Origin of the sequence: Streptomyces kurssanovii, assembly GCF_040677245.1 — a bacterium.
GTDB classification, from domain to species: Bacteria; Actinomycetota; Actinomycetes; order Streptomycetales; family Streptomycetaceae; genus Streptomyces; species Streptomyces kurssanovii.
In genome coordinates this window covers 70,893-92,662 of sequence record NZ_JBFAQK010000007.1, presented here as the reverse complement: position 1 = coordinate 92,662, position 21,770 = coordinate 70,893, and the positions used below count along the sequence as shown (strand labels likewise).

Genomic DNA, 21,770 nt, shown 5'->3' with positions numbered 1-21,770 from the left:
CGGGCCCGGCGAACCGGGCCGAGGCGCCACCAGTTGCTCCGCAGAGTGCAAACCTGCGCCACGTAGGTCCGTGCCGACGTGGCCTGGCGGGATGGGCCGAGCGGTACGGCCCGGGAGCCACGCTGCACACCCGCTCCCGCCGGTGGGCCCTGGGCGGCATGTCCGAGCGGATGCTCGTGGTCGCCCGGCCGCAGGCGGACGCGGCCCGGGGACATCGACGGGCCGGTGTCGGTCGATTCCACCATCGTCCGTGTTCACCGGCACGCCGCCGGAGCCCGGAACGGGGCTCCGGCGGCCCGCACTCGGACGCGTCCGAGGCGGCCTGACCAGCAAGATCCACCTCGCCTGCGACGCTCTCGGCCGACCGCCGGCCTTCACGCGGGCGACGTCAGGGCTCCCGGTCAGCGCAGCGCCTTCGCGCGGCTCAGCGCCGCCACGCCCACCCCGGCGAGTGCGATCTGGAACAGCCACTCGACCCAGTCGACGCCGTCGGTGTCGGCGACGCCGAACGCGGCGGCGAGAGCGGTGCCGAGGAAGGCGGCGGCGATCCCGACGACGATGGTCCACAGGACACCGATGTGCTGCCGGCCGGGTACCACCAGCCGTCCGAGCACGCCGATCAGGGTGCCGATGAGGATCGCGCTGATGATGCCGGATATCTCCATGATCGTACCCTTCCTGTTGTTCTGTGTCGTGATACAGGTGCCCCTCATGGCTCGGAGCACGCCTGTTCCCCTGGGGGCGTGCTGATGACCCGGGCGTTGACAAGCTGACGATCCGTCAGTCACGGTGTCGGGCATGGCGAAGATGCGTGCGCGTCTGCTCGTTCTCCTGGCCGCGGTTCTCGTGAGCACCTCGCTGACGGGCGCCGAAGCGTCCCGGGCCACGGCCACGGCCACCGCCGCCGACCGGCTGCCCACTGACCGGCTGCCCGGCGGCCTCTGGTTCGACGAGCGGGCCGCCGCCACCCTCACCGTCGAGGACGGCCGCTTCACCGACGGGCTCGGCCGCGAGGTCGTGCTGCGCGGCTACAACGTCTCGGGCGGGACCAAGCTCGACGAGAACGGCGGCCTGCCCTTCGCCTCCGTCGCCGACGCCGAGAAGTCCGCGGCCGCGATGCGGGGACTCGGCGGCGCCAACACCGCGAGGTTCCTGCTCTCCTGGGCATACGCGGAACCGGTCCGCGGCCGCGTCGACGAGCGTTACCTCGCCGCCGTCACCGAACAGCTGCGGGTCTTCCTCCGGGCCGGTATCCGCGTCTACCCCGACTTCCACCAGGACCTCTACTCCCGCCACCTCTTCCACGAGGACAGCTGGTACACCGGCGACGGAGCACCCGCATGGGCCGTGGCGCAGGGGAACTACCCGCGTGAATCCTGCGGAGTCTGTTTGTTCTGGGGCCAGAACATCACACAGAACAAGGCCGTCACCCAGGCCACGTACGACTTCTGGCACAACAGAGGCGGCGTCCAGGACGCCTTCCTCGACACCGCCCGGTCGGTGATGGCGTACCTCGCCGAACATCTCACCCCCGGTGAGTTCGCGGGCATCGCCGGATTCGACCCGTACAACGAACCGCACGCGGGGACGTACGAACCGGGCCAGAGCAGCCGCGCCTGGGAACGGGACGTGCTCTGGCCGTTCTACGAGAAGTTCCGCGCCCGGATGGACCAGGCGGGCTGGCGCGACAAACCCGCCTTCGTCGAACCCAACCTCTTCTGGAACGCCAACCTCGATTTCCAGCGGCAGGAAGGCGGCCTCCTCGACGCCGGCTCCGCCCTCGGCCCCCGCTATGTCTTCAACACGCACTTCTACGACCAGAAGGCCATCTCGGGCGTCTTCATGTGGGGCAAGGCGAAGGACGGCCAGTACGCGGGCGACTTCGCCACCGTCCGCGACCGGGCGGCCGCCGCCGGTACGGCGGGCATCGTCAGCGAGTTCGGGCATCCCCTGGCCGGGGCGGTCGCCGACAAGGCCCCGAGCGTGCTGAAGGCGATGTACCAGGCCCTCGACTCCCGTCTGCCGGGCGGCACGTGGTGGTCACGGCCGCAGGACTCCGGCCAGGTCCTCTCCGGTACGCAGTGGCAGTGGGACATCTACAACGGCCGCCACCACGAGCTCATGAACGGCAACCCGGACAAGGTCCTGACCGAGGGCGACGCCTGGAACGACGAGGACCTGTCCGCCGTCCGCCTCGACGACTCGGGCGCCGCCGTGCTCCGCCAGGACGCACGGCTCCTCGACCGCCTCTATCCGAGTGCGACGGCGGGCCGCGTCGTCGGATACACCTACGAGGACCGCTCCCGTGACGGCTCCACCACGCTCACCTGGAACCCGGTCCCGGCCTCGATGCCACGCCTCGCGGAGCTGGTCGGCACCGGCCGGTACGGGGTGCTGCTGTGGCGTCCGGACGGCACGTCCGCCCCCACCGAGCTCCACCTCCCGGCGTCGTTCGACCCGGCCCGTACGACGGTGGTCTCCGACCTGGGAGCGCTGCACGGCCTCCCCTCGTACGAACCAGGCACGCCGGTGGCGGTGGCCCCCGAACCGGGCGGCACGGGCAGCCGCCGCCTCCTGCTCACCGCGCGGGGCGGCGACCCGGGCCTCCACGTCGCTCTGGTGACGGACGGCGCGACGACGCCCTCCGCCGATCTGCTGCGGGCGGCCCGTGCGGAACTGACGCGGTGGGCGGAGGGTCTGCACTGAGCCGGGAGGCGGGGAATCGGTGCCCCCGTACGCGCGGGGAAGGGCCTGGCCGCCCGCCTCGACATCGGCCAGGGGGCTTACATCGCGGTCCGCGGCATGGCGCCCCCTGCTCCCGGTCTCGCGAGCGGGCACTGCCTCGGACGGACGGGGAGGGGGCGGCGAACAGCGACGGGAGGAGGACGGCCTTCGCGACTGGGGCCGAGGGCGCCGTCTCGTTCGGTGCGGACCTCACACGCCCCGCGCCGCTCCAGCAGGCGCTGCCCCTGTCTGGTGCTGTTCGCCGGCTACTTGGAGCCGGCTGTCACTCCCTGGCGGCATCGGCTCCCGCCTCGGTGGACCTGACGACCAGCCCCGGGATCAGGACCGCCGCCACCGCCAGGTGCATCAGCGCGAGGGAGACCCGGGTGCCGCCGTCCATGCCGTCGCCGAAGAACGGCAGGAAGGACGCGGCCAGCACGGCGCCGGCCACCCCGGTCCAGATGGCACGGGCGCGCCGCTTCCCGAACCGCTCCAGGACGGCCAGCAGTCCCCAGCCGGAGAGCGACGCGAGCAGTGCGACGACCGCCACGGGCACGGCGCCGAGGTCGAGCGTCTGCTCGCCGTCGGCGATCCGCAGCCGGTGCCCCAGCAGCGGGTCCGCGACCAGCCACACCAGGACGGGGGCCAGGACGGCCAGGGCCGTTACCCCCAGGCGCCTTGTCCGCGCGCTCACTTGGCGCTCCCCGAGAGCGCCCCGTGCAGGAAGACCTCCACCAGTTCCTGCGGGGTCAGGTCGGGCTCGTCCTCCGTACGCGGCTGGGCGAAGAGCAGCCCGAAGAAGAGGGCCGCGATCTGCTCCGGCGGCCGGCGCAGGGCGGCCTTGTCGGGCTCCAGCAGCTCGGCGAGGGCCGCGCGGATACGGGTCGTCGACTCGTCGCGGCCCGCGCCGCGCACCGTGCCGGGGTGCTTGCCGCCGCGATGCCCCAGCGAGCCGGCGATCGCGCCCATCCTGGACATGTGCGCCTGCAGCGCCTCCGCCGCCTCCGCGAGCCGGTCGGGCAGCGGCTGGGACACGTCGATCGCGTCGAGCTCGCGGACCGCGTGCTCGGGGGAGAGCGCCTCGGCCACGCAGGCCTGCAGCAGCTCGTCCTTGTCGGCGAAGACCCGGAAGATCGTGCCCTCGCCGATGCCCGCGGCGCGGGCGATCTTCGCGGTCGTCACCGCGGCGCCGTACTCGGCGATCAGTGGGATCGCGGTCTGGATGATCATTTCGCGGCGCCGTTCGGGCGACATGCCGGGGGCGCGGCGGCGGGTGGTCTGGTTCTGCTCAGGGGCTGTCATGACCACAAGCCTACGGAGTGAGGACTCACTCCGTCAATGAGTGAGTCCTCACTCCGCACACTTTTCCCGTTCTCGGCTGCTTGTCGACGGCAGCCCGCCGGGATCCACAACTACGGCTGGAGGCACTACCGCAGGGCGACGAACAGCAGCACCGCCGTCGTCATGGCGGCGGCTGCCCCCGCGGCGACACGCGAGACCCAGCGGCGCGACGGGATCCAGGTCACCTGGGGCCGGGTCACGCCCGCGTAGACGTAATAGACGCGGTCCGGCTCGTCCGCCAGCACCACCCGTGCGAGCGGAAGGTGGCGGATCGAGACCTGCCGGGTCACCTCGCCCCTCTTCTTGACGAGGCTCCTCTCGATCGCGGCACGATGGTGCGCGGCGAGATCCTCGGGCAAGCGGCCCTTCGCCCCCACCACGGTCTCCCGCCACGCACCCTTGTCCTTCAGCCGTGACCGGATGATCCACGGAGCACGCGGCGGCGGGGCGGTCACGTCCTCGTCCTCGGGCGCCCGCGTGATGGTCGCGCCCCGCCAGACGGTGAGGCGCCCCTTGCCGGTACATGTCTCGCAGCTCCACCGTCCCCGTCCCTGACAGTGCCGGCACTTCACTTTGCCGTCACCGCCGCAGTCGGTGCACAGCGTCTTTCCCCAGCCCAGGCAGCGCGGGCACGCCGTGCCGGGCGCCTCGCACAGGGCGCAGTCGACGCGTACGCCGGGCCGCTTCACCTTCTGCGGCGCGACGGGCGTCACGGGAGCCTTGCGTGATCCTCCCCGCCCGCGGCACTTGGTGCAGGAAGTGACGCTCTTGCAGTCCGTGCACGGCACCTGCGGCTCGCAGTGCAGGCGCCCCGTCCCCTTGCAGTTGGCGCACTGCTGCTTGCCGTTGCTGCAGTCGTGGCACGGCACTTCACGGACCGAGCCGTCCAGAACGACGTGCACGGTCTCACGCCGGCGCAGGTCCTTCGGCGGGGCCTGCCGAAAGGCGTCCAGGTCGTCGACGACCGGGCGTCCCGACAGGTCGAACGGCGCGGGGCGGGTCTGCTCGCCCGTCGTCCGCGACTCGATGCAGCGGGTGACGGTGCAGTCGAGGAGAGGCTGGTGCTCGATCCTGGCGCTGGTCGCCAGGCGTTTCGGTTCCGTGTCACCGCCCGAACGTCCCCGGTGCTCGGCGACGGCCGCGAGCACCTCGTCGTCGGGCAATTCGTCGTCGGGCAGTTCGTCGTTCGGTTCGTCGGCCATCGCAGAGTCCCCCTCCACGGAAGCGCCTGGCCACCCGCCGGGCGGCGGCGCCGGAGCCTGTCGTTGCCCAAGACCCAAGTCTGTCGCAGAGCGACGATGTCCGGAAGGCCGCATCCACCACGGCGTGGGGCCGGCCTGACCGTGACTTACCCCGCCCGCGACCCACCCCGTCCCGTCCGTGACCCGACACGTGCGACTGGGCGCGACGCGTCACGACGCGGCACGACGCGGCACGACGCGGCACGACGCGGCACGACGCGGCACGACGCGGCGCGACGTGGTGCGGGCGGTGGGCGCTGCGGTCGGCGCTGCGCCCCGACTCGGCACGCGCCGCGGCGACTTCTTCACGAAGGAGGCGGCAACCTTCCCGCGGGCGGCGGCGACGAACAGTGCAGCAACGGCCCGGACTTCCATCCCCCACTTCAGGAGGACACGTGCGAATCGGACTCGACGGCCGCCACAGGCGCCCGAGACATCTGCGCAGGATCGGGGCAGCAGGCCTTGCGGGCGGCCTGCTGCTCGGCGGCGCGGCGACGCTTTCGTTCGCGCTCTCGGCCCCGTCCCCCTCCCAGGCTTCGCCCGCGAGTGCCACCGGTCCGGTCACGGCCGCCGCCACCGTGCAGGCGGAGAACCTGGACCGCGGACTGGTCAGCGTGCACGACGGGGCGGACAACCTCGTCAGTTGGCGCCTGCTGGCGGGCGACCCCGACAACGTGGCGTTCAACGTCTACCGTGCCGGTACGAAGGTCAACGACCAGCCGATCACCGGCTCCACGAACTTCCGGCACAAGAACGCGCCGGCCCACGCCGACTACCAGGTGAAGGCCGTCGTCAACGGCCAGGAGCAGGGCTTCTCCGCACACGCTGTCCAACTGCGCGCCGGATACCTGGACGTACCCATCTCCAAACCGGCCGGCGGCTCCGACTTCGGCTACGCGGCCAACGACGCCTCCGTCGGGGACCTCGACGGCGACGGAGACCTGGACATCGTCCTCAAGTGGGACCCCACCAACTCCAAGGACAACTCCCAGGCCGGCTACACCGGAAACACCATCGTCGACGGCTACACCCTCGAGGGCACCCGCCTGTGGCGCATCGACCTCGGCCGCAACATCCGGTCGGGCGCGCACTACACCCAGTTCCAGGTCTTCGACTACGACGGCGACGGCCGCGCCGAGGTGGCGATGAAGACCGCCGACGGAACCCGCGACGGCACAGGCACGGTGATCGGCAACTCCGGTGCGGACCACCGCAACAGCGAGGGCCGGATCCTGACCGGTCCCGAGTACCTCACGATGTTCCGGGGATCGGACGGAGCCGCGGTCTCCACCGTGGACTACGTGCCCGCCCGCGGCACCGTGTGCAACTGGGGCGACTGCTACGGAAACCGGGTCGACCGCTTCCTGGCCGGCACGGCGTACCTGAACGGCAGCACACCCTCACTGATCATGGCCCGCGGCTACTACACCCGGTCCGTCATCGCCGCCTGGGACTTCAGGGACGGCCGGCTCACCCGCCGCTGGACCTTCGACACCAACAGCTCCACCAACTCGGGCAAGGGCTACGACGGCCAGGGCAGCCACAGCCTCTCCATCGGCGACGTGGACGGCGACGGCAGGGACGAGATCGTCTACGGCGCGATGGCCGTCGACGACAACGGCAGCGGACTGTGGACCACCCGCACCGGCCACGGAGACGCCCAGCACCTGGCGGACCTGGACCCGGACGACCCGGGCCTCGAGTACTTCAAGGTCTCCGAGTCGGCCGGCCAGCCGTCCTCGCTGTACATCGACCCGGCGAACGGCAGTGTCCGCTGGAAGACCGGAACGGGCAGCGACAACGGCCGCGGCGTGGCCGGCGACATCTGGTCGGGCAACGCCGGAGCCGAGATGTGGTCGGCGGCCGACTCCTCCATCCGCGACAAGAACGGCGCCACCCGGGGCCGCGAGCCGTCGTCCGCGAACTTCCTCGCCTGGTGGGACGGTGACACGACGCGCGAACTGCTCGACGGCACCCGCATCGACAAGTACGGCACGAGCAGCGAGACGAGGCTGCTGACGGCGTCCGGTGTGCACTCCAACAACGGTACGAAGTCCACTCCGTCGCTCTCGGGCGACATCCTGGGCGACTGGCGCGAGGAGGTCGTCTGGCCGACGACCGGCGACACCGCCCTGCGGATCTACTCCACGCCCATCGAGACGGACAAGCGGTTCACCACCCTGCTCCAGGACCGCATGTACCGCACGGGCCTGGCCTGGCAGAACACCGCCTACAACCAGCCGCCGCATCCGGGTTACTTCCTCGGGAGGTGACGACGGGGTCCCGGGCCGCCCGACGGCCCGGGACCGGCGCGCTCAGGCCGAGGCGCCCGCCGCGTCCACGAGTTCGGCGAGCGCCGCGGCCAGGGCATCGAGGCCCGGCCCGGCGGGGCCGCCCGGCTCCGACATGTAGACGTCGCGGCGTATCTCGATCATCAGCGCGCTGACCCGCCGGTCCTGGCCGTAGTGCTTCAGCGGGACGTACGTCCCCGCGAACGGGCTGTCCAGCCCGGTGCCGCCGAAGCCCGAGAACGCCTTCCGCGCCGCGGCGAGCAGCTCCGGCGGCGTGTGGAAGGAGTCCGTGCCGAGGCAGATCGGAGGCCGGGGACCTTCGCCGTGCAGCTCGTACGGGAGGGGCTCGGTCGGATACGAATGCACGTCGATCACGACCGCCCGCCCCACGGCGTCCAGCCGGGCGTCCACGGCTTCGGTCACGGCCCGCGCGTACGGAACGAAGTAGCCGGCGATCAGCGCCGCCGGGTCGAAGCCTGACGGGCGCAGTTGTTCCCGGTGCGTGGTCCGCGTGTAGACGGCGCCCATGCCGACGGCGAGCATCTCCTCCCGCTCGTCGGGGAAGCGCTCGGGGTCGACGACCAGACGTGAGAGCCCGTTGACGAATCGCCAGGGCGGGACGGTCGCGGACCCGGCGGCCCCCGCGGCGATCTCGGCGGTGTGGGAGTCGGTGATGTGGTCGAGCTCCAGCTGGAGCGCCTCGTCGTCCAGCACGATGCCGGCGCGTACGCCGTCGGGCACGGCCCGAGCGGAGTGCGGGACGTGCAGGATCACGGGGGAGTCGGCCGCCCCGGGAAGGAGCTGGAAGGACGCCGGGGTGCTGGTGACGTTCACGAGGTGTTCCTTGCTGTGGGTGGTTCGAACTCGGGGAGGCAGCGCGCCTCTCCGCCATGGAGATGCCCGGTCGCCGTGACGGCGCTGACGATCTCCACCGACTCTAACGGCGGGGTACGACAACGACCGCCGGACCCTGGACGGAGCCCTGGGCCCGGCCGCACGGCCCGTTCACGAGAGCCGGCGAGGGCGGTCCGCAATCCGGTGGAGGTGCGTACCGGCGACGGACATGATGGGCCGCATGACTCATCTCCCCCTCCCCGTAGAGGCCTTGATCGTGGTCGACGTCCAGTCGGCGTTCGTCACCGGCGGCGGAGCCGTCCCTGACGCGGCCCGGCTGGTGGACCGGACGACCGACCTGATAGCGCGGGCGCGGAAGAGCGGGGCGCTCGTCGTCCACCTGCAGAACGACGGGCCCGCGGGGTCGGAGGACGAACCGCACACCCCGGGCTGGGAGCTCCACCACCCCGTCCGGAACGGCCCCACGGAGGTGGTGATCCGCAAACCGCAGGACGACGGCTTCGCGCAGACGTCGCTGGGGAGCCTGCTCACCGACTCGGGCGTGAAGTCGCTCGCCGTCTGCGGTGTGATGTCGGAGATGTGCGTCCAGGCGACTGCACGTACGGCCCTCGCGCTCGGTTATCGGGTCGTCCTGCCGCACGACGCCCACGCGACGCAGAACATCCCGGCGGCGCCCGGCATCAGCGACGCGATTCCCGCCGCCACGGTCTCACGGGTCGCCGAGTGGGCCCTCGGCAGCGACGTCGAGATCACGGCGCACGCGTCGGACGTGCACTTCACGGCCCTGCCTCCTCAAGGACTCCGCTGACGGCCGCATCGAACCGCCCGCCCGCGACCATGCGGCGAGGCGACGGCACGGCCCCACGCCGCCGAGCGGTCGTCGAGCCGCACGGCGGGTCTGCCGAGGGCGCTCCAGTAGCGTGCCGCCCATGACAGCGGACACCCGGCTGACCGACTCGTCGCCGGCCTCTCGACCTGCCACGGACGAGGACGGCGTCCGCCTGCCGAGGCTGCGCCTCAAGGACGTCGTCGTGCGCGGGGCCGTGTATGGGATCGTCGCAGTCGCTCTGCTCGCCGCGGCGATGCTGTTCGTCACGGACCACCATGACCGCGAGACGTTCCTGTCCGTCGTTGCGGGGTTCTCCGCCGTGTCCGCCGGGGGCGGCATCATCTTCGGGGCCTTCTTCTGGGCGGTGTGCTCCGGTGATATCAGGCGCTGGCGCGACTGGCGCCCAATCGTCGGCCAGAAGGACGGGGTCACGATCATGGCACCGCGCTCGTGAGGACCGGTGTGCTCGCCCTTGTTGCCCCGGGGCTGTGGGCCTCTACCACCTCGACGATGCGGCGTACGGCAGCTGGCTGTCGGCCATGGCCGCCCAGTTCGAGCCGATCACCCCGAAACGGATGGGGTGTGAGGGCTCGGTCAGCCGATCTGGAGGAGGCCGGCGTCGACGACCGTGCGACCGAAGGGGCTCGCGAGTTCGGCGAGGCGATCGCAGTCGGCGTCACCCAGGGCGGTGTAGGCGGGAAGGGCCAGGCGGTCGGTACGGTCCTCGATGTGCGTGCGCAGGCGTACGCCTTCCGGGCTGAGGGAGTCGCCCTCGAGGAGACCTCGTGTGCGCAGGCGCTCCGCGGTCTCGGCCCACTCCTCCTCGGGCCACGCGCGGCTTGCCTTGAGGAAGTCGACGGGAACGTCCCCGGTGGCAGCGTGCAGAATCAGGGACTCCAAGCCCCCGACGCCCTCGCTCAGCAAGCATGCGATATGGCCGTCGCCACGGAACTCCCGGAGCAGGGTCTGGGCATGCCACAGTTGCAGTACCGGTTCCTCCGGCCAGGGCAGCGCGGCATGGGCGGCGAACAGCGGGCGGCCCTGCGGGTGTCCGCAGGCAGCCTCGGCGGCCCGGCGGGTCAGTGCCAGGACCTCGTCCAGAGCGGGGAGTTGGTGGATCCCGGCCCGTCGCAGGGCCTCGCTCGCGGCGGCGTGCCGAGCGTCCAGCACCTGCTGGGGTGTCGCCGCGTCCCAGGCCCCGTCGACCGCCTGCCGGACGAAATCGGGGTTGAAGTTGTAGAAGGTCGAGATCACCAGCTCGGCGGATGCTCGGCCGAAGGCGGCGCTCCGGGAGGCGAAGTACCCGGCGCGTCCGCTCAGCCCGAGCTCCGCGTACCGTCGCCTTCCCTCGGGGGCGAAGTAGATCATGGCGTGTACCGGCTCGAGTCGGCGCCAGGCTGCTCGCGCTGTCTTCATGGGGGTCACCTGTTCCGGAAGTCGGCGGTCGGGGACTTCGCTGTGTTTCCGTGATCGTCGTGCGCTCGCAGATGGTCGAGCAGGAAGCGGTTCAGCGTCTCGGGCGCCTCCTCCGGGACCCAGTGGCTGACGCCCTGGAGGACCTCGAACCGGTACGGCCCGCCCACCCACTGCCCGGTTTCCCGCGCGGCCGCCGGGCCGAAGGCGCTGTCCTCCGTGCTCCAGACGTACAACGTGGGGACCTCGACGACGCCGATCGCGCCCTCGGGGCGGCCGGCGCGGTACCAGTTCAGCGCCGCGGTGAGAGCGCCCGGTCGGGACAGGTGCCGCACGTAGGCCTCGGCACTGTCCTGCGGGACCTTTCCGGCGTAAGACGCGCGAAGCGCCTCGGCATCGTCTGCGAGCATGCGTTCTTCAGTCGTGGGCGCTTCGCGCCAATCGATCATGTAGCGCGACCGTTCTCGCTGGTCCTGGTCGGTACGCAGGGTGGTGGCCAGAGCCCCGGGGTGCGGCGTCGAGACAACCGTCAGGGTGCGTACGCGGCCGGGGTGGGCATCGGCGGTCCACCAGGCCACCGCGCCTCCCCAGTCATGGCCTGCCAGGTCGAAGGACGCCCAGCCCAGTTCCTCCGTGATGGCGAGCACATCGTCGACCAGGGCGCCGATGCGGTAGTCCTCGGGCCGTTCGGGGCGCGCCCCGGGAGAGTACCCGCGCTGATCGGGTGCCACCACCCGGTAGCCGTGCTCCGCCAACGCCGCGATCTGCCGTTGCCACGCCAGTCCCGTCTGTGGGAAGCCGTGCAGCAACAGCACCGGGCGGCCCTCGGGTGGGCCCGCCGCGATCGCGTCGAACACACCCGCAGCAGTGGAGATGCTCAGCTCGGTCACGCTCCGCCCCTTCATACCGACTGGTCGGTCAGCCTCCAGTCGTGGAAATGGATTGTCAAGGTCGAGGGCGCGCGCGCAGTCCCGCGACGGCGATCGCATGCGGTGCTTATCGGGCGGTGTTGCGCCAGGGGCATGGTTGAACCTGACGCCAGATTCAACTATAACCAAACGGGAGGCTGGCTCCCGTCACTCTGCGGGCTCGTGGCGCACGTCCTCGGAAACGGGGAGGCGGTCGCTGACTGCTCGCAGCGCCCCAGGTGGCAAGCGGAAAGGCCGACCTCGAGTCCGGCTCAGGGAGCTCGGGACATCGGCCCTGAAGCTGCCGGACGAACCGGACCGACAGGAAGCAGTGAGTCGACATGAGGGAAGCAGTCATCGTTTCGACGGCACGGACGCCGATCGGAAGGGCGTACCGCGGCGCGTTCAACGACACCCAGGCGCAGGAACTTGCCGCCCATGCCCTCTCGCACGCGGTGCAGCGCGCGGGGCTCGAGGGAGGTGAGGTCGAGGACGTGATCCTCGGCTGTGCCATGCAGCAGGGGTCCTCCGGTGGCAACGTCGCCCGCCAGGCCGCTCTGCGTGCCGGACTTCCGGACGCCGTGCCGGGGATGACGATCGACCGGCAGTGCTCGTCGGGTCTGATGGCGGTCGCGACGGCCGCCAAGCAGATCGTCGGCGACGGGATGCAGGTCGCTGTCGGCGGCGGTGTCGAGTCGATCTCCTTGGTGCAGAACGACCGGATGAACACCCACCGCATGGCGGATCCCTGGCTGGTCGAGCACAGGCCGAGCATCTACATGCCGATGTTGCAGACGGCGGAGATCGTCGCCGAACGCTACGGCGTGAGCCGGGAACGTCAGGACGAATTCGCGCTGGTGTCGCAGCAGCGGACCGCGGCGGCGCAGGAGGCCGGACGCTTCGACCAGGAGATCGTCGCGCTCGACAGCGTCAAGAAGGTCCTGGACAAGCAGTCCGGGGAGGTGCGGGACGAGGCCGTGACTCTGACCCGGGACGAGGGCAACCGCGCGTCGACCACCCTCGAGGGCCTGGCCGGGTTGGCGCCGGTGCTGCCGGACGGTCAGGTGACCGTGCGGTCCAGCGTCACGGCGGGCAACTCCTCTCAGTTGTCGGACGGGGCTTCGGCGTCGGTGTTGATGGAGTCGAAGGAAGCCGAGCGCCGCGGACTCGAGCCGCTGGGGGTGTACCGCGGCATGGCCGTTGCCGGTTGCGGCCCGGACGAGATGGGGATCGGTCCGGTCTTCGCCATTCCGAAGCTGCTGAAGCAGCACGACCTCACCATCGACGACATCGGTCTCTGGGAGCTCAACGAGGCGTTCGCCTCCCAGGCGCTGTACTGCCGTGACGAACTGGACATCGACCCGGAGCGGTTCAACGTCGACGGCGGCGGAATCTCGGTCGGACATCCGTACGGAATGACCGGTGCCCGCCTGGTGGGGCACGCCCTGATCGAGGGCAAGCGCCGTGGCGTCAGGTACGTGGTGATCTCGATGTGCGTCGGCGGCGGGATGGGCGCGGCCGGGCTGTTCGAGGTGGTCTGAGGTGCCGAGCGTGACGGAGAAGGCCCGAACCGCGGTGCTCGTGGACTTCGGCGGGGTCATCACCTCCAGTGTGTTGCGTGCTTTCACCGACTTCGGCGCCTCGCTCGGCGGCGACCCGCGCCTGCCGCTCGACCTCCTGAGCCGCGATCAGCCCTCACGCACCCTCCTGGCCGATCACGAGTCAGGCCGTATCGACGCAGAGGCCTTCGAGAGAGGATTCGCCGAGCGTCTGCGCGTCCACGGCGCCGACGTACAGGCGGAGGGGCTCACGGCACGGATGCAAGCAGGAATGTCGATCGATCAGGACGTGCTCGCCCTGCTGGACGATCTCCGTGCCGCCGGATATCCCGTTGCGCTGGTATCCAATTCGTTCGGGACCGGAACCTACGACGGTGTCGACCTCGCCGCCGTGGCCGACGCGGTCGTCATCTCCGCCGAGGTCGGGATCCGCAAACCTTCCCGGCGGATCTACGTGATCGCATGTGAACGCCTCGGCGTCAACCCCGAGGAAGCAGTCATGATCGACGATCTGCAGCAGAACCTCGACGGAGCGGCGCGGATCGGAATCGAGGGCGTACTGCACACCGGTGCCTCCGACACCCGCCGCCAACTCGCCGAACGCTTCAGGATCATCGCCTGACCGATCGATCGCCCGGTCGCGGGAGATCGGTCATGCCTGGACCCGCACCGCGTCACCTGCTCGCATCCCCGGAAGGCACCGCCCATGGCCAGTGTTCTCGACCCGGTCTGCCGCCACGCGGCCGCAACTCCCGACAACATCGCGCTGCGCGGCGGCGCGGACCAATGGACCTACCGGCAACTGCGCGACGCGAGCGCACGGTACGCGAGCGCCTTGGCGGCCGCGGGCCTGTCCCCCGGGGACCGGGTGCTGCTGGCGGCGCCGTCGGTGCCCGAGTTCGTGGTGGCCTACCTCGGGATCCAGGCCGCGGGCTGTGTCGTGGTGCCGGTCAACACGATGTCCACCCGAGCCGAGGCCGAGTACGTCCTCGGCGACGCCGGGTGCTCGTTGGCGATCACATGGCACGCCCTCGGCCCCGCCGTCGCGGAAGCGGCCGCGTCGCTCGAGGTGCCCTCCTGGACGCTGTCCCCCGGCGCGACGGTCACCGATGCCGCCCCTGCCGCGATCGTGGACCGGGACTGGGACGAGACCGCGGCCATCCTGTACACCTCAGGTACGACAGGGCGGCCGAAAGGTGCCCAACTCACAGTGGGGAACCTGCTGTCCGCCGGGGAGATCGGCGCCGAGTGCAGCCGCGGATCGAGTGCCGACCGGACCGGCACGGGGCTCCCACTGTTCCACGTGTTCGGCCAGGCGTCGGTCATGATGGCGACCTTGACCGTGGGCGGCTCGATGTCGTTGCAGGCCCGATTCGACCCGGCGTCGATGCTGGAGATGCTGCGCCGCGACCGGCTCACCATCATGGCCGGCGTACCGACCATGTGGAACGCGATGCTGCACGCGGCGGGTGATGCGGATCCGGCGGACTTCGCCGGGCTCCGCGTCGCCGTCTCAGGCGGTGCGTCCCTTCCCGGGGAGATCGCCCGCGCCTTCGAGGCCAGGTTCGGCTGCACCATCCTCGAAGGCTATGGGCTCACGGAGACCACCGCGTTCGGCACCTTCAACGACATCGACTCCGGCGTCAAGACCGGGTACACCGGGCGGGCGGTCCCGCGGCTGCAGGTGCAGGTGCGTGACATCGCCGGGAGCGAGTGCCCGCCGGGTACCGTCGGCGAGATCCACATCAAGGGGCCCACGGTGATGCGCGGCTACTGGAACCGTCCCGCGGACACCGCTGCGGCGATCTCGCCCGACGGCTGGTTCAGGACCGGTGACCTGGGGGAAACCGACGCGGACGGCGACCTGCGCATCGTCGACCGGATCAAAGACCTGATCATTCGTGGCGGCTACAACGTCTACCCCGGAGAGGTCGAGGAAGTCCTGTACGAGCACCCGGACATCATCGAGGCAGCCGTGATCGGTGTTCCCGACGACCATTACGGCGAGGAGGTCGCCGCGCTCGTCGCCGCCCGGCCCGGCTCGGACCTCGGTGCCGTTGAGGTGTCGAGCTGGACACGGGAGCGATTGTCCGCCTACAAGGTCCCGCGCATCATCCGGTTCGTCGACGCGCTGCCCAAGGGCCCGAGCGGGAAGATCCTCAAGCGTGCCATCGACCGTACGGAGCTGACCCGAGAGCCCGGCGCCGGCGACGTACGCGCCCGCCGCCACTGAACACCCGTCGCGACGGACGAGATGTGTCCGCCACAGAAGAAAGACGCATGGTGAGTTGCTCATGAGCCTGCCTCCCGTCCTGCGGGACCGGCTTCGCCTGCCGGTGGTCGCATCGCCGATGTTCATCGTGTCCAATCCGGAGCTGGTCATCGCACAGTCGACCTCCGGGATCGTGGGTTCCTTCCCCACGCTGAACGCGCGCCCCCAGTCGGCGCTGCGCGAATGGCTGCACCAGATAGCGCGGGAGTTGGCCAAGCACGACGCCGAGCATCCCGAGGCGCCGTCCGCGCCGTTCGCGGTCAATCTCATCGTGCACAGGACCAACTCACGCCTGGAGGAGGACCTCGCGACCGTCGTCGAGTTCAAGGTGCCGATCGTCATCACCTCGCTCGGCGCCCGGACCGACGTCAACGATGCGGTCCACTCCTACGGCGGCATCGTGCTGCACGATGTCATCAGCAACCGGTTCGCGCGCAAGGCAGTGGCAAAGGGCGCGGACGGCCTGATCGCCGTCGCCGCGGGCGCGGGCGGTCACGCCGGCACGCAGTCACCCTTCGCGCTCGTCCAGGAGATTCGCGACTGGTTCGACGGCCCCCTTCTCCTGTCGGGCTCCATCGCCCACGGCCGCTCGATCCTCGGAGCGCAGGCCGCCGGCGCGGACCTCGCCTACGTGGGTTCGGCGTTCATCGCCACCGACGAGGCGAACTCGGAGGACCAGTACAAGCAGATGATCGTGGACTCCACCGCTGCGGACATCGTGTACTCCGACCTGTTCACCGGCGTGCACGGCAACTACCTCCGCGGCAGCATCGAGGCCGCGGGGCTCGATCCGGCCGCGTTGCCCGGCTCTGATCCGTCCGCCATGGACTTCGGAAACCGGGACCTCGAAGGGGCGAAGGCGTGGCGGGACATCTGGGGCGCCGGTCAGGGCGTCGGTGCGGTCGGGGCGGTACTCCCCGCGGCAGCGGTCGTCGAGCGCCTCGCCGGTGAGTATGCCGAGGCGAAGCGCCGACTCCAGCGCATGGGCCACGGGGAGCCGCGCGAGCCCGCACCCTCGCGTACTCATGAGCCTGGCGTCGGATTCAAGTAGAATCCCGGGGATGGACACCACTGCGCCCGAGGACAGCGAGAAGGCCCCGCCGATGGCGCCTCTCTCGTCACTTCGCGAGCCGCCGACGACGAAGCGCGGAGCGCGGACACGAGCCGCTCTGGTGCAGGCCGCGCGGACGGTGTTCGAGCGGGACGGCTACCTCGACACCCGCCTGGTCGACATCGCCAAAGAGGCCCGATGCGCGACGGGGTCCTTCTACACCTACTTCACCAACAAGGAAGAGGTGCTTGCCGCCGTCCTCCTGGAGGCGCAGGAGGACATGCTGCACCCAGGCGTGGGCCGGGTGCAGGGTACCGACGATCCGTATGCGGTACTCGAGGCGAGCAATCGCGCGTATCTCGAGGCGTACAAACGGAACGCGAAGCTGATGCGACTGCTCGAGCAGGTCGCACAAGTGGAGCCGGTATTCCGGGAGTTCCGAAGCCGGCGCGCGGATGCGTTCATCCGCCGCAACGCCCGCGGCATCGCCGACCTGCAGGCGCGAGGCGTCGCAGATCGTGAGCTCGATCCGATGATGGCCTCCCGTGCGCTGTCGGGCATGGTCAGCGTCATGGCCTACAACGCCTTCGCGCTCGGCGAAAGGCAAGAAGAAGGGACGCCGGTGGACTTCGAAGAGCTCGTGTCCACGGTCACCCGGCTCTGGGCGAACGCCCTGCGGTTCCCCGGCCACCGCTGAATCCGGCGGCAGCACCGGCTGGGCGAAGCCTGCCGCCCCTACGACTGTTCGGCGATCCGGCGCCCGCAGCGGCGACGAAGAGCGGCCTGCCCGAGCCTCACGCTCGATTGCACAGCTCATTGACCTGGTGGCGAGGGGCGCCTTCTCGCTGTTGGCCGAGGTGGGCATCTCTCGCCTCCGCGAAGGCGTTGACCCGCTTCTGGCCTTCCGTTGCCACCGCGCCCCTTGCCGATTTGTGCGGCGAGCGTTCGTACCCCTCGCGACGGACGGCAGGGCCGCGATGCCACCCGTGAACCCTCTGGCCGCAGTTCAGCAGGACGAGGCGGCCTTACCGTGCCGTGATACGGCCGATGGTTGAAGTTGACGTCGGATTCAACTATACAGGTGGGCGGCACCACGGCCGCAGCATCCCGAGGGCCGTGCCCCGGCACCGCACGCCCCGCCACGGAGAGGGTTCGTTGTGAACGTTGCACAAAGAGTCGCCGTCGTTACCGGTGGCGGTGGCGGCATCGGCGGCGCGCTGGTCGCACGGCTCGCTCGCGGAGTTGCCCGGGTCGTCGTCGCGGACCCCGCAGCGATCGTGGACGAGCGGTCCCTGATCCTGCCGCACACAGAGGTTCTGGACATGTGCCGGCAGAAGGGCTTGGACTACGACCGGTGGCTGCGCGGCACGCGCCGCTACCAGAACTCCCTGCCGGTGCAGGCATGACCGGCGCGCCGGGCGAGCTCGTTCTCGCCGAACACCGCGGATCCGTGCTGGTGCTCACGTTCAACCGGCCCGCCAAGCTCAACGCCTGGACGGACGAACTCGAAGACCGCTACTTCACGCTGCTCGACGCCGCCGAGGACGACCCGGACGTACGCGCTGTCGTGGTCACCGGGGCGGGGCGCGGATTCTGCGCCGGCGCCGACCTCCAGCGGCTGCAGAAGGCCGGAGAGGTCTCCGAGGCGGACAGGGCGCGGCGCCGGCCGCGCGACGTGCCGCTGACCCTGCGCAAACCGCTGATCGGCGCGGTGGCCGGGGTCGCCGCGGGCCTGGGCATGGTGGAGGCGCTCTACTGCGACATTCGCTTCGGCTCGCCCGCGGCCCGGTTCACCACGGCATTCGCGCAACGCGGGCTGATCGCCGAGTACGGGATCTCCTGGCTGTTGCCCCGGCTTGTGGGGCACAGCCGGGCAACGGACCTGTTGCTGTCGAGTCGCATGGTGGACGCCGAGGAGGCTCTCCGCATCGGCCTCCTCGACCATCTGATCCCCACCGGCAATGTGGTCGATGCCGCTGTCGCGTACGCCGCCGATCTCGCGACGCGCTGCTCCCCGGCATCCATGGCCACCATCAAGAGCCAACTCCAGGGCGACGCGAACGGCACCTACGCCGAGTCCATGACCCGGGCGGAGGGCCTCATGCTCCAGGCGTTCCGCGGCGCCGATCTCGTCGAAGGCGTGGCCAGTCACCTCGAAAAGCGCCCACCGAGTTTCCCCTCCCTCCCTGTCAGGAGCTCGGATGTCCCTGTGTGAGACGTCGGATCGCGCCAAGAAGTACCAGGCGGATCTGCTCGAGTTCATGGATTCGCACATCTACCCCGCCGAGGACGTGTACGCCGAGCAGATGCGCGCGTCGGGTGACGCGCACTTCCATCCGCCGATCATCGAGGAACTCAAGGCGGAGGCGAGGAAGCGTGGTCTGTGGAACCTCTTCCACCCGCACCCCGAGTGGGGTCCTGGGCTCACGAATCTCGAGTACGCGCCACTGACGGAGATCATGGGGCGCAGGACCTGATCTCACCGGGCCCACCGGCGTGGTCACGGCGCCTCCAGCGATATCGGGCCGGCGATCGCCCAGGCCGTCGCCGCGGCCGGGCGGAGACGTCGTCCTCACCTCCCGGTCACAGGTGGCGGCGGACGCCGCCGCGGCCCAGGTCGGGGGCGCAGCGGTCGGCGTCTCGACGTTGTTCTCGATGCCTCCACGACGGTCTCCGCCGTGTTCACGCACGGCTGGGGTGGATCAGCTGAGGGGCTTGGAGAGGACGGCTTTGCGGTGGCTGAAGGTCTCGATGGAGTAGCGGCCGTGGTAGCTGCCCATGCCGCTTTCCCCGACGCCCCCGAACGGCAGGTCGGAGATGGTGAGATGGGCCAGCGGCAGACCGAACCCGAGGCCGCCCGAGGAGGTTTCGGCGGCGAGCCGCTCCCGGGTGGTGTCCGATTCGGTGAACGCATACAGGGCCAGCGGCTTGTCGCGGTCGTTGATGAAGTCGATGGCCTCGTCGAGGCCGGGCACCTCGACGATCGGGAGGATCGGGCCGAAGATCTCCTCCCGCATGACGGGTGCGTCCGGTGACACCTCGGCCAGGACGGTCGGCGCGATGTACTTGGCATCCCGGTCGTGCGCCCCGCCGGTGACCTGGCGGCCGGACTCGAGGAGGGCGGTCAGCCGGTCGAAGTGGCGTTCGTTGACGATCCGGCCGTACGCCGGGGAGGCGGAGGCGTCCGGTCCGTACAGGCTCTCCACAGCCTTGGCGAGCGCGCCCTCCAGAGCGCGTGCGGTCTCGGGGTCGGTGAGCACGTAGTCCGGGGCGACGCAGGTCTGACCGGCGTTGAGGAACTTTCCGGCCGCGAGGCGGGCGGCGACGGCGTCCAGGTCGGTGCCCCGGTCCACGAACGCGGGGGACTTGCCGCCGAGTTCGAGGGTCACGGGCGTCAGGTGCCGGGCGGCCGCGGCCATCACGATGCGGCCGACCGTGCCGTTGCCGGTGTAGAGGATGTGGTCGAAGCGCTGCTCGAGCAGGGCGGTGGTCTCCGGGACCCCCCCTTCGACCACGGCGACCGCGTCGGTGTCGAGGTACTGAGGCAACAGGTGGGCCAGGGCGGCGGACGTGGCCGGGGCCAGTTCGCTGGGCTTGGCGACCACCGCGTTGCCCGCGGCCAGGGCACCGGCCACCGGGGCCAGCAGGAGCTGCGCCGGGTAGTTCCAGGGGGCGATGACCAGCACGACCCCCAAGGGGTCGTACCGCGTCCAGGCACTCGCCTCCCCGAGGAACGCGGGGACGGGGACCTGTTCGGGGCGCAGCCAGCCGTCGAGATGCTCCAGGGTGTGGTCGATCTCGCGTATGACGAAGTCGATCTCGGTGCGGTGGGCCTCGGTGGAGCTCTTTCCCAGGTCGGCGTGGAGCGCCGCGGCGAGTGTCTCCCCCTGTTCGGTGAGCAGGGTACGCAGCCGGTGCAGCTGCCCGGTACGCCAGGCCACGGGCCTGGTGGTGCCGCTGCGGAAGGTGGCGCGCAGCCGGGCGACGAGTTCGGCGGGCTGCTCGGGCGCAGGGTTGTTCATGGTTCCCTCACAGGTGCGGTACGTGGACGGGGGCGTTGGCGCCGGACCGCGGGCAGGCCCCGGGCGCCGGCGTCGACTGGGGGATCAGCCGCGGTTCAGGATGTCGATGAGGTCCCGGGCGAGCTGCTCCGAGGAGGCGGGGTTCTGACCTGTGTACAGGTTGCGGTCCACCACCACGTGCGCGCTGAACGGGGCGGCGGCGTGGAAGTCGGCGCCGAGCCTTCGGGAGGTGCGCGCGTCGGGGTCTTCTCGTCCGGCAGGGCGTGTGCCGTTGACGGCGTACGGGCGGCGGGTGGCTCAGCCGACGGTGACGATCACCTTGCCGCGGGTGTGACCCTCCTGGTTGAGCCGCTGTGCGTCAGCGGTCTGCTCGAGCGGGAATGTCGCGGCCACGTCCACGCGCAGCTGCCCGCGCTCCGCGAGGACGGTGAGCGCCTCGAGGTCTGCGGCGTCGGGCCGGACGAAGACGTACCGGCCCCCGAGGCCGAGCACCGCACCGTCCGCGACGGAGGCGAGGCGGCCGCCCTCGGCGAGCAGTCCGGGGGAGAGCTTCAGGGCTTCGCCGCCGATCAGGTCGAGCACGGCGTTCACACCCTGCGGCGCCAGCGCGTCGACGCGGTCGGTGAGGCCCTCGCCGTAGGTGACCGGCTCGGCGCCGAGCCCGCGCAGGTAGTCGTGGTTGCGCTCGCTCGCCGTGCCGATGACCCGGGCGCCGAGCGCTCGGGCGATCTGTACGGCCAAGGAGCCGACCCCACCCGCTGCGGCGTGCACCAGCACGGTGTCGCCGCTGCCCACGTTCAGGGCGCGGGTGAGCGCCTGGTAGGCGGTGAGACCTGCCAGCGGGATGCCGGCGGCCTCCTCGAAGGAGAGGTTGGCGGGCTTGCGGGCGAGCGTACGGACGGGGGCGGCGACGTATTCGGCGAAGGTGCCGCGGGAGACGAAGTCCTCGCGGACGTAGCCGATCACTTCGTCGCCCGGGGCGAACTCGGTGACCGAGACACCGGCCTCTTCGACGACGCCTGCCACGTCCCAGCCGGGGATGACGGGGAAGACGGTGTCCATGACGCCGTCCAGGTATCCGGCCTGGATCTTCCAGTCGACCGGGTTGACGGAGGCGGCCTTGACGCGGACCAGTACGGCGTCCGGGGCGAGCTTCGGGTTGGGGACGTCGCCGTATTCCAGGACGTCCGGGCCGCCGTAGGTGCGGTAGGTGATGGCCTTCATGGTGGTGCTCCTTGCTGTGGTGGTGCGGTCGTGCGGTGGT

At 70.7% G+C, this 21,770-nt stretch carries 20 protein-coding genes and 1 pseudogene; 12 read left to right on the top strand and 9 right to left on the bottom strand.

Annotated features, from left to right (window positions below):
• Positions 1 to 401 precede the first annotated feature (401 nt).
• Complete coding sequence (locus tag AB0K36_RS08185; protein WP_364589990.1) at positions 402 to 665, bottom strand: GlsB/YeaQ/YmgE family stress response membrane protein; 264 nt, start codon at positions 663 to 665, stop codon at positions 402 to 404.
• A gap of 133 nt (positions 666 to 798) precedes the next feature.
• On the opposite strand from AB0K36_RS08185, the gene AB0K36_RS08180 reads away from it, so the two are divergent.
• Positions 799 to 2,706 (top strand): cellulase family glycosylhydrolase, encoded by a 1,908-nt coding sequence (locus AB0K36_RS08180; RefSeq protein WP_364589987.1) that lies wholly within the window; start codon positions 799 to 801, stop codon positions 2,704 to 2,706.
• Positions 2,707 to 3,007: 301 nt separating this feature from the next.
• Here AB0K36_RS08180 and AB0K36_RS08175 read toward each other — a convergent pair whose 3' ends face one another.
• The 3 genes from AB0K36_RS08175 to AB0K36_RS08165 all read right to left on the bottom strand — a co-directional run bounded on the left by AB0K36_RS08175 (position 3,008) and on the right by AB0K36_RS08165 (position 5,267).
• Positions 3,008 to 3,418 carry a DUF6069 family protein gene (locus AB0K36_RS08175; RefSeq protein ID WP_364589984.1) on the bottom strand — a complete coding sequence of 137 codons (411 nt, stop codon included), beginning with the start codon at positions 3,416 to 3,418 and terminating at the stop codon, positions 3,008 to 3,010.
• Positions 3,415 to 3,954: a TetR/AcrR family transcriptional regulator gene (locus AB0K36_RS08170; protein ID WP_435877818.1), complete on the bottom strand. Its 540-nt coding sequence runs from the start codon at positions 3,952 to 3,954 to the stop codon at positions 3,415 to 3,417. The genes AB0K36_RS08175 and AB0K36_RS08170 overlap by 4 nt, the downstream gene beginning before the upstream one ends.
• A gap of 197 nt (positions 3,955 to 4,151) precedes the next feature.
• Entirely contained in the window at positions 4,152 to 5,267 is a 1,116-nt protein-coding gene (locus AB0K36_RS08165) for a hypothetical protein (protein ID WP_364589978.1), read from the bottom strand.
• A gap of 434 nt (positions 5,268 to 5,701) precedes the next feature.
• Here AB0K36_RS08165 and AB0K36_RS08160 point away from each other — a divergent pair, with 434 nt between their 5' ends.
• Positions 5,702 to 7,579 (top strand): rhamnogalacturonan lyase, encoded by a 1,878-nt coding sequence (locus AB0K36_RS08160; RefSeq protein WP_435877816.1) that lies wholly within the window; start codon positions 5,702 to 5,704, stop codon positions 7,577 to 7,579.
• A 42-nt stretch (positions 7,580 to 7,621) separates the two neighbouring features.
• Here AB0K36_RS08160 and AB0K36_RS08155 read toward each other — a convergent pair whose 3' ends face one another.
• Positions 7,622 to 8,431: an N-formylglutamate amidohydrolase gene (locus AB0K36_RS08155; protein ID WP_364589976.1), complete on the bottom strand. Its 810-nt coding sequence runs from the start codon at positions 8,429 to 8,431 to the stop codon at positions 7,622 to 7,624.
• A 241-nt stretch (positions 8,432 to 8,672) separates the two neighbouring features.
• On the opposite strand from AB0K36_RS08155, the gene AB0K36_RS08150 reads away from it, so the two are divergent.
• Positions 8,673 to 9,260, top strand: a complete 588-nt coding sequence (locus tag AB0K36_RS08150) for an isochorismatase family protein (RefSeq protein ID WP_364589974.1) — start codon at positions 8,673 to 8,675, stop codon at positions 9,258 to 9,260.
• Positions 9,261 to 9,381: 121 nt separating this feature from the next.
• Positions 9,382 to 9,735 carry a DUF6336 family protein gene (locus AB0K36_RS08145; protein WP_364589972.1) on the top strand — a complete coding sequence of 118 codons (354 nt, stop codon included), beginning with the start codon at positions 9,382 to 9,384 and terminating at the stop codon, positions 9,733 to 9,735.
• Between the two features lie 140 nt (positions 9,736 to 9,875).
• On the opposite strand, the gene AB0K36_RS08140 is transcribed toward AB0K36_RS08145, so the two are convergent.
• The gene (locus tag AB0K36_RS08140; protein WP_364589970.1) at positions 9,876 to 10,697 is read right to left on the bottom strand and encodes an SCO6745 family protein; all 822 of its coding nucleotides are present in this window, start codon (positions 10,695 to 10,697) and stop codon (positions 9,876 to 9,878) included.
• 5 nt (positions 10,698 to 10,702) lie between these two features.
• Complete coding sequence (locus AB0K36_RS08135) at positions 10,703 to 11,575, bottom strand: alpha/beta fold hydrolase (RefSeq protein WP_435877817.1); 873 nt, start codon at positions 11,573 to 11,575, stop codon at positions 10,703 to 10,705.
• A gap of 368 nt (positions 11,576 to 11,943) precedes the next feature.
• Between AB0K36_RS08135 and AB0K36_RS08130 the strand changes: the two genes are divergently transcribed.
• The 8 genes and pseudogenes from AB0K36_RS08130 to AB0K36_RS08095 all read left to right on the top strand — a co-directional run.
• Positions 11,944 to 13,143: an acetyl-CoA C-acyltransferase gene (locus AB0K36_RS08130; RefSeq protein WP_364589965.1), complete on the top strand. Its 1,200-nt coding sequence runs from the start codon at positions 11,944 to 11,946 to the stop codon at positions 13,141 to 13,143.
• A gap of 10 nt (positions 13,144 to 13,153) precedes the next feature.
• Positions 13,154 to 13,783, top strand: a complete 630-nt coding sequence (locus tag AB0K36_RS08125) for an HAD family hydrolase (RefSeq protein ID WP_364589962.1) — start codon at positions 13,154 to 13,156, stop codon at positions 13,781 to 13,783.
• A gap of 84 nt (positions 13,784 to 13,867) precedes the next feature.
• Positions 13,868 to 15,394: a class I adenylate-forming enzyme family protein gene (locus AB0K36_RS08120; protein WP_364589959.1), complete on the top strand. Its 1,527-nt coding sequence runs from the start codon at positions 13,868 to 13,870 to the stop codon at positions 15,392 to 15,394.
• Positions 15,395 to 15,455: 61 nt separating this feature from the next.
• Positions 15,456 to 16,484 carry an NAD(P)H-dependent flavin oxidoreductase gene (locus AB0K36_RS08115; RefSeq protein WP_364589956.1) on the top strand — a complete coding sequence of 343 codons (1,029 nt, stop codon included), beginning with the start codon at positions 15,456 to 15,458 and terminating at the stop codon, positions 16,482 to 16,484.
• A gap of 10 nt (positions 16,485 to 16,494) precedes the next feature.
• A complete protein-coding gene (locus AB0K36_RS08110) occupies positions 16,495 to 17,181 on the top strand; it encodes a TetR/AcrR family transcriptional regulator (RefSeq protein WP_356619856.1) in 687 nt (228 codons plus the stop codon).
• Positions 17,182 to 17,641: 460 nt separating this feature from the next.
• Positions 17,642 to 17,890, top strand: coding sequence for a hypothetical protein (locus tag AB0K36_RS08105; protein ID WP_364589952.1), 249 nt, complete (start codon positions 17,642 to 17,644; stop codon positions 17,888 to 17,890).
• Complete coding sequence (locus AB0K36_RS08100; protein WP_364589950.1) at positions 17,887 to 18,699, top strand: enoyl-CoA hydratase-related protein; 813 nt, start codon at positions 17,887 to 17,889, stop codon at positions 18,697 to 18,699. The genes AB0K36_RS08105 and AB0K36_RS08100 overlap by 4 nt, the downstream gene beginning before the upstream one ends.
• A pseudogene (locus AB0K36_RS08095) lies at positions 18,686 to 18,952 on the top strand (acyl-CoA dehydrogenase); the annotation flags it as partial. The gene AB0K36_RS08100 and the pseudogene AB0K36_RS08095, both read left to right, overlap by 14 nt.
• Before the next feature lie 234 nt (positions 18,953 to 19,186).
• On the opposite strand, the gene AB0K36_RS08090 reads toward AB0K36_RS08095, so the two are convergent.
• Both AB0K36_RS08090 and AB0K36_RS08085 read right to left on the bottom strand, forming a co-directional pair.
• Positions 19,187 to 20,506: an aldehyde dehydrogenase family protein gene (locus AB0K36_RS08090; RefSeq protein WP_364589944.1), complete on the bottom strand. Its 1,320-nt coding sequence runs from the start codon at positions 20,504 to 20,506 to the stop codon at positions 19,187 to 19,189.
• A gap of 297 nt (positions 20,507 to 20,803) precedes the next feature.
• A complete protein-coding gene (locus AB0K36_RS08085; protein ID WP_189464607.1) occupies positions 20,804 to 21,730 on the bottom strand; it encodes an NADP-dependent oxidoreductase in 927 nt (308 codons plus the stop codon).
• Between the last annotated feature and the right edge of the window lie 40 nt (positions 21,731 to 21,770).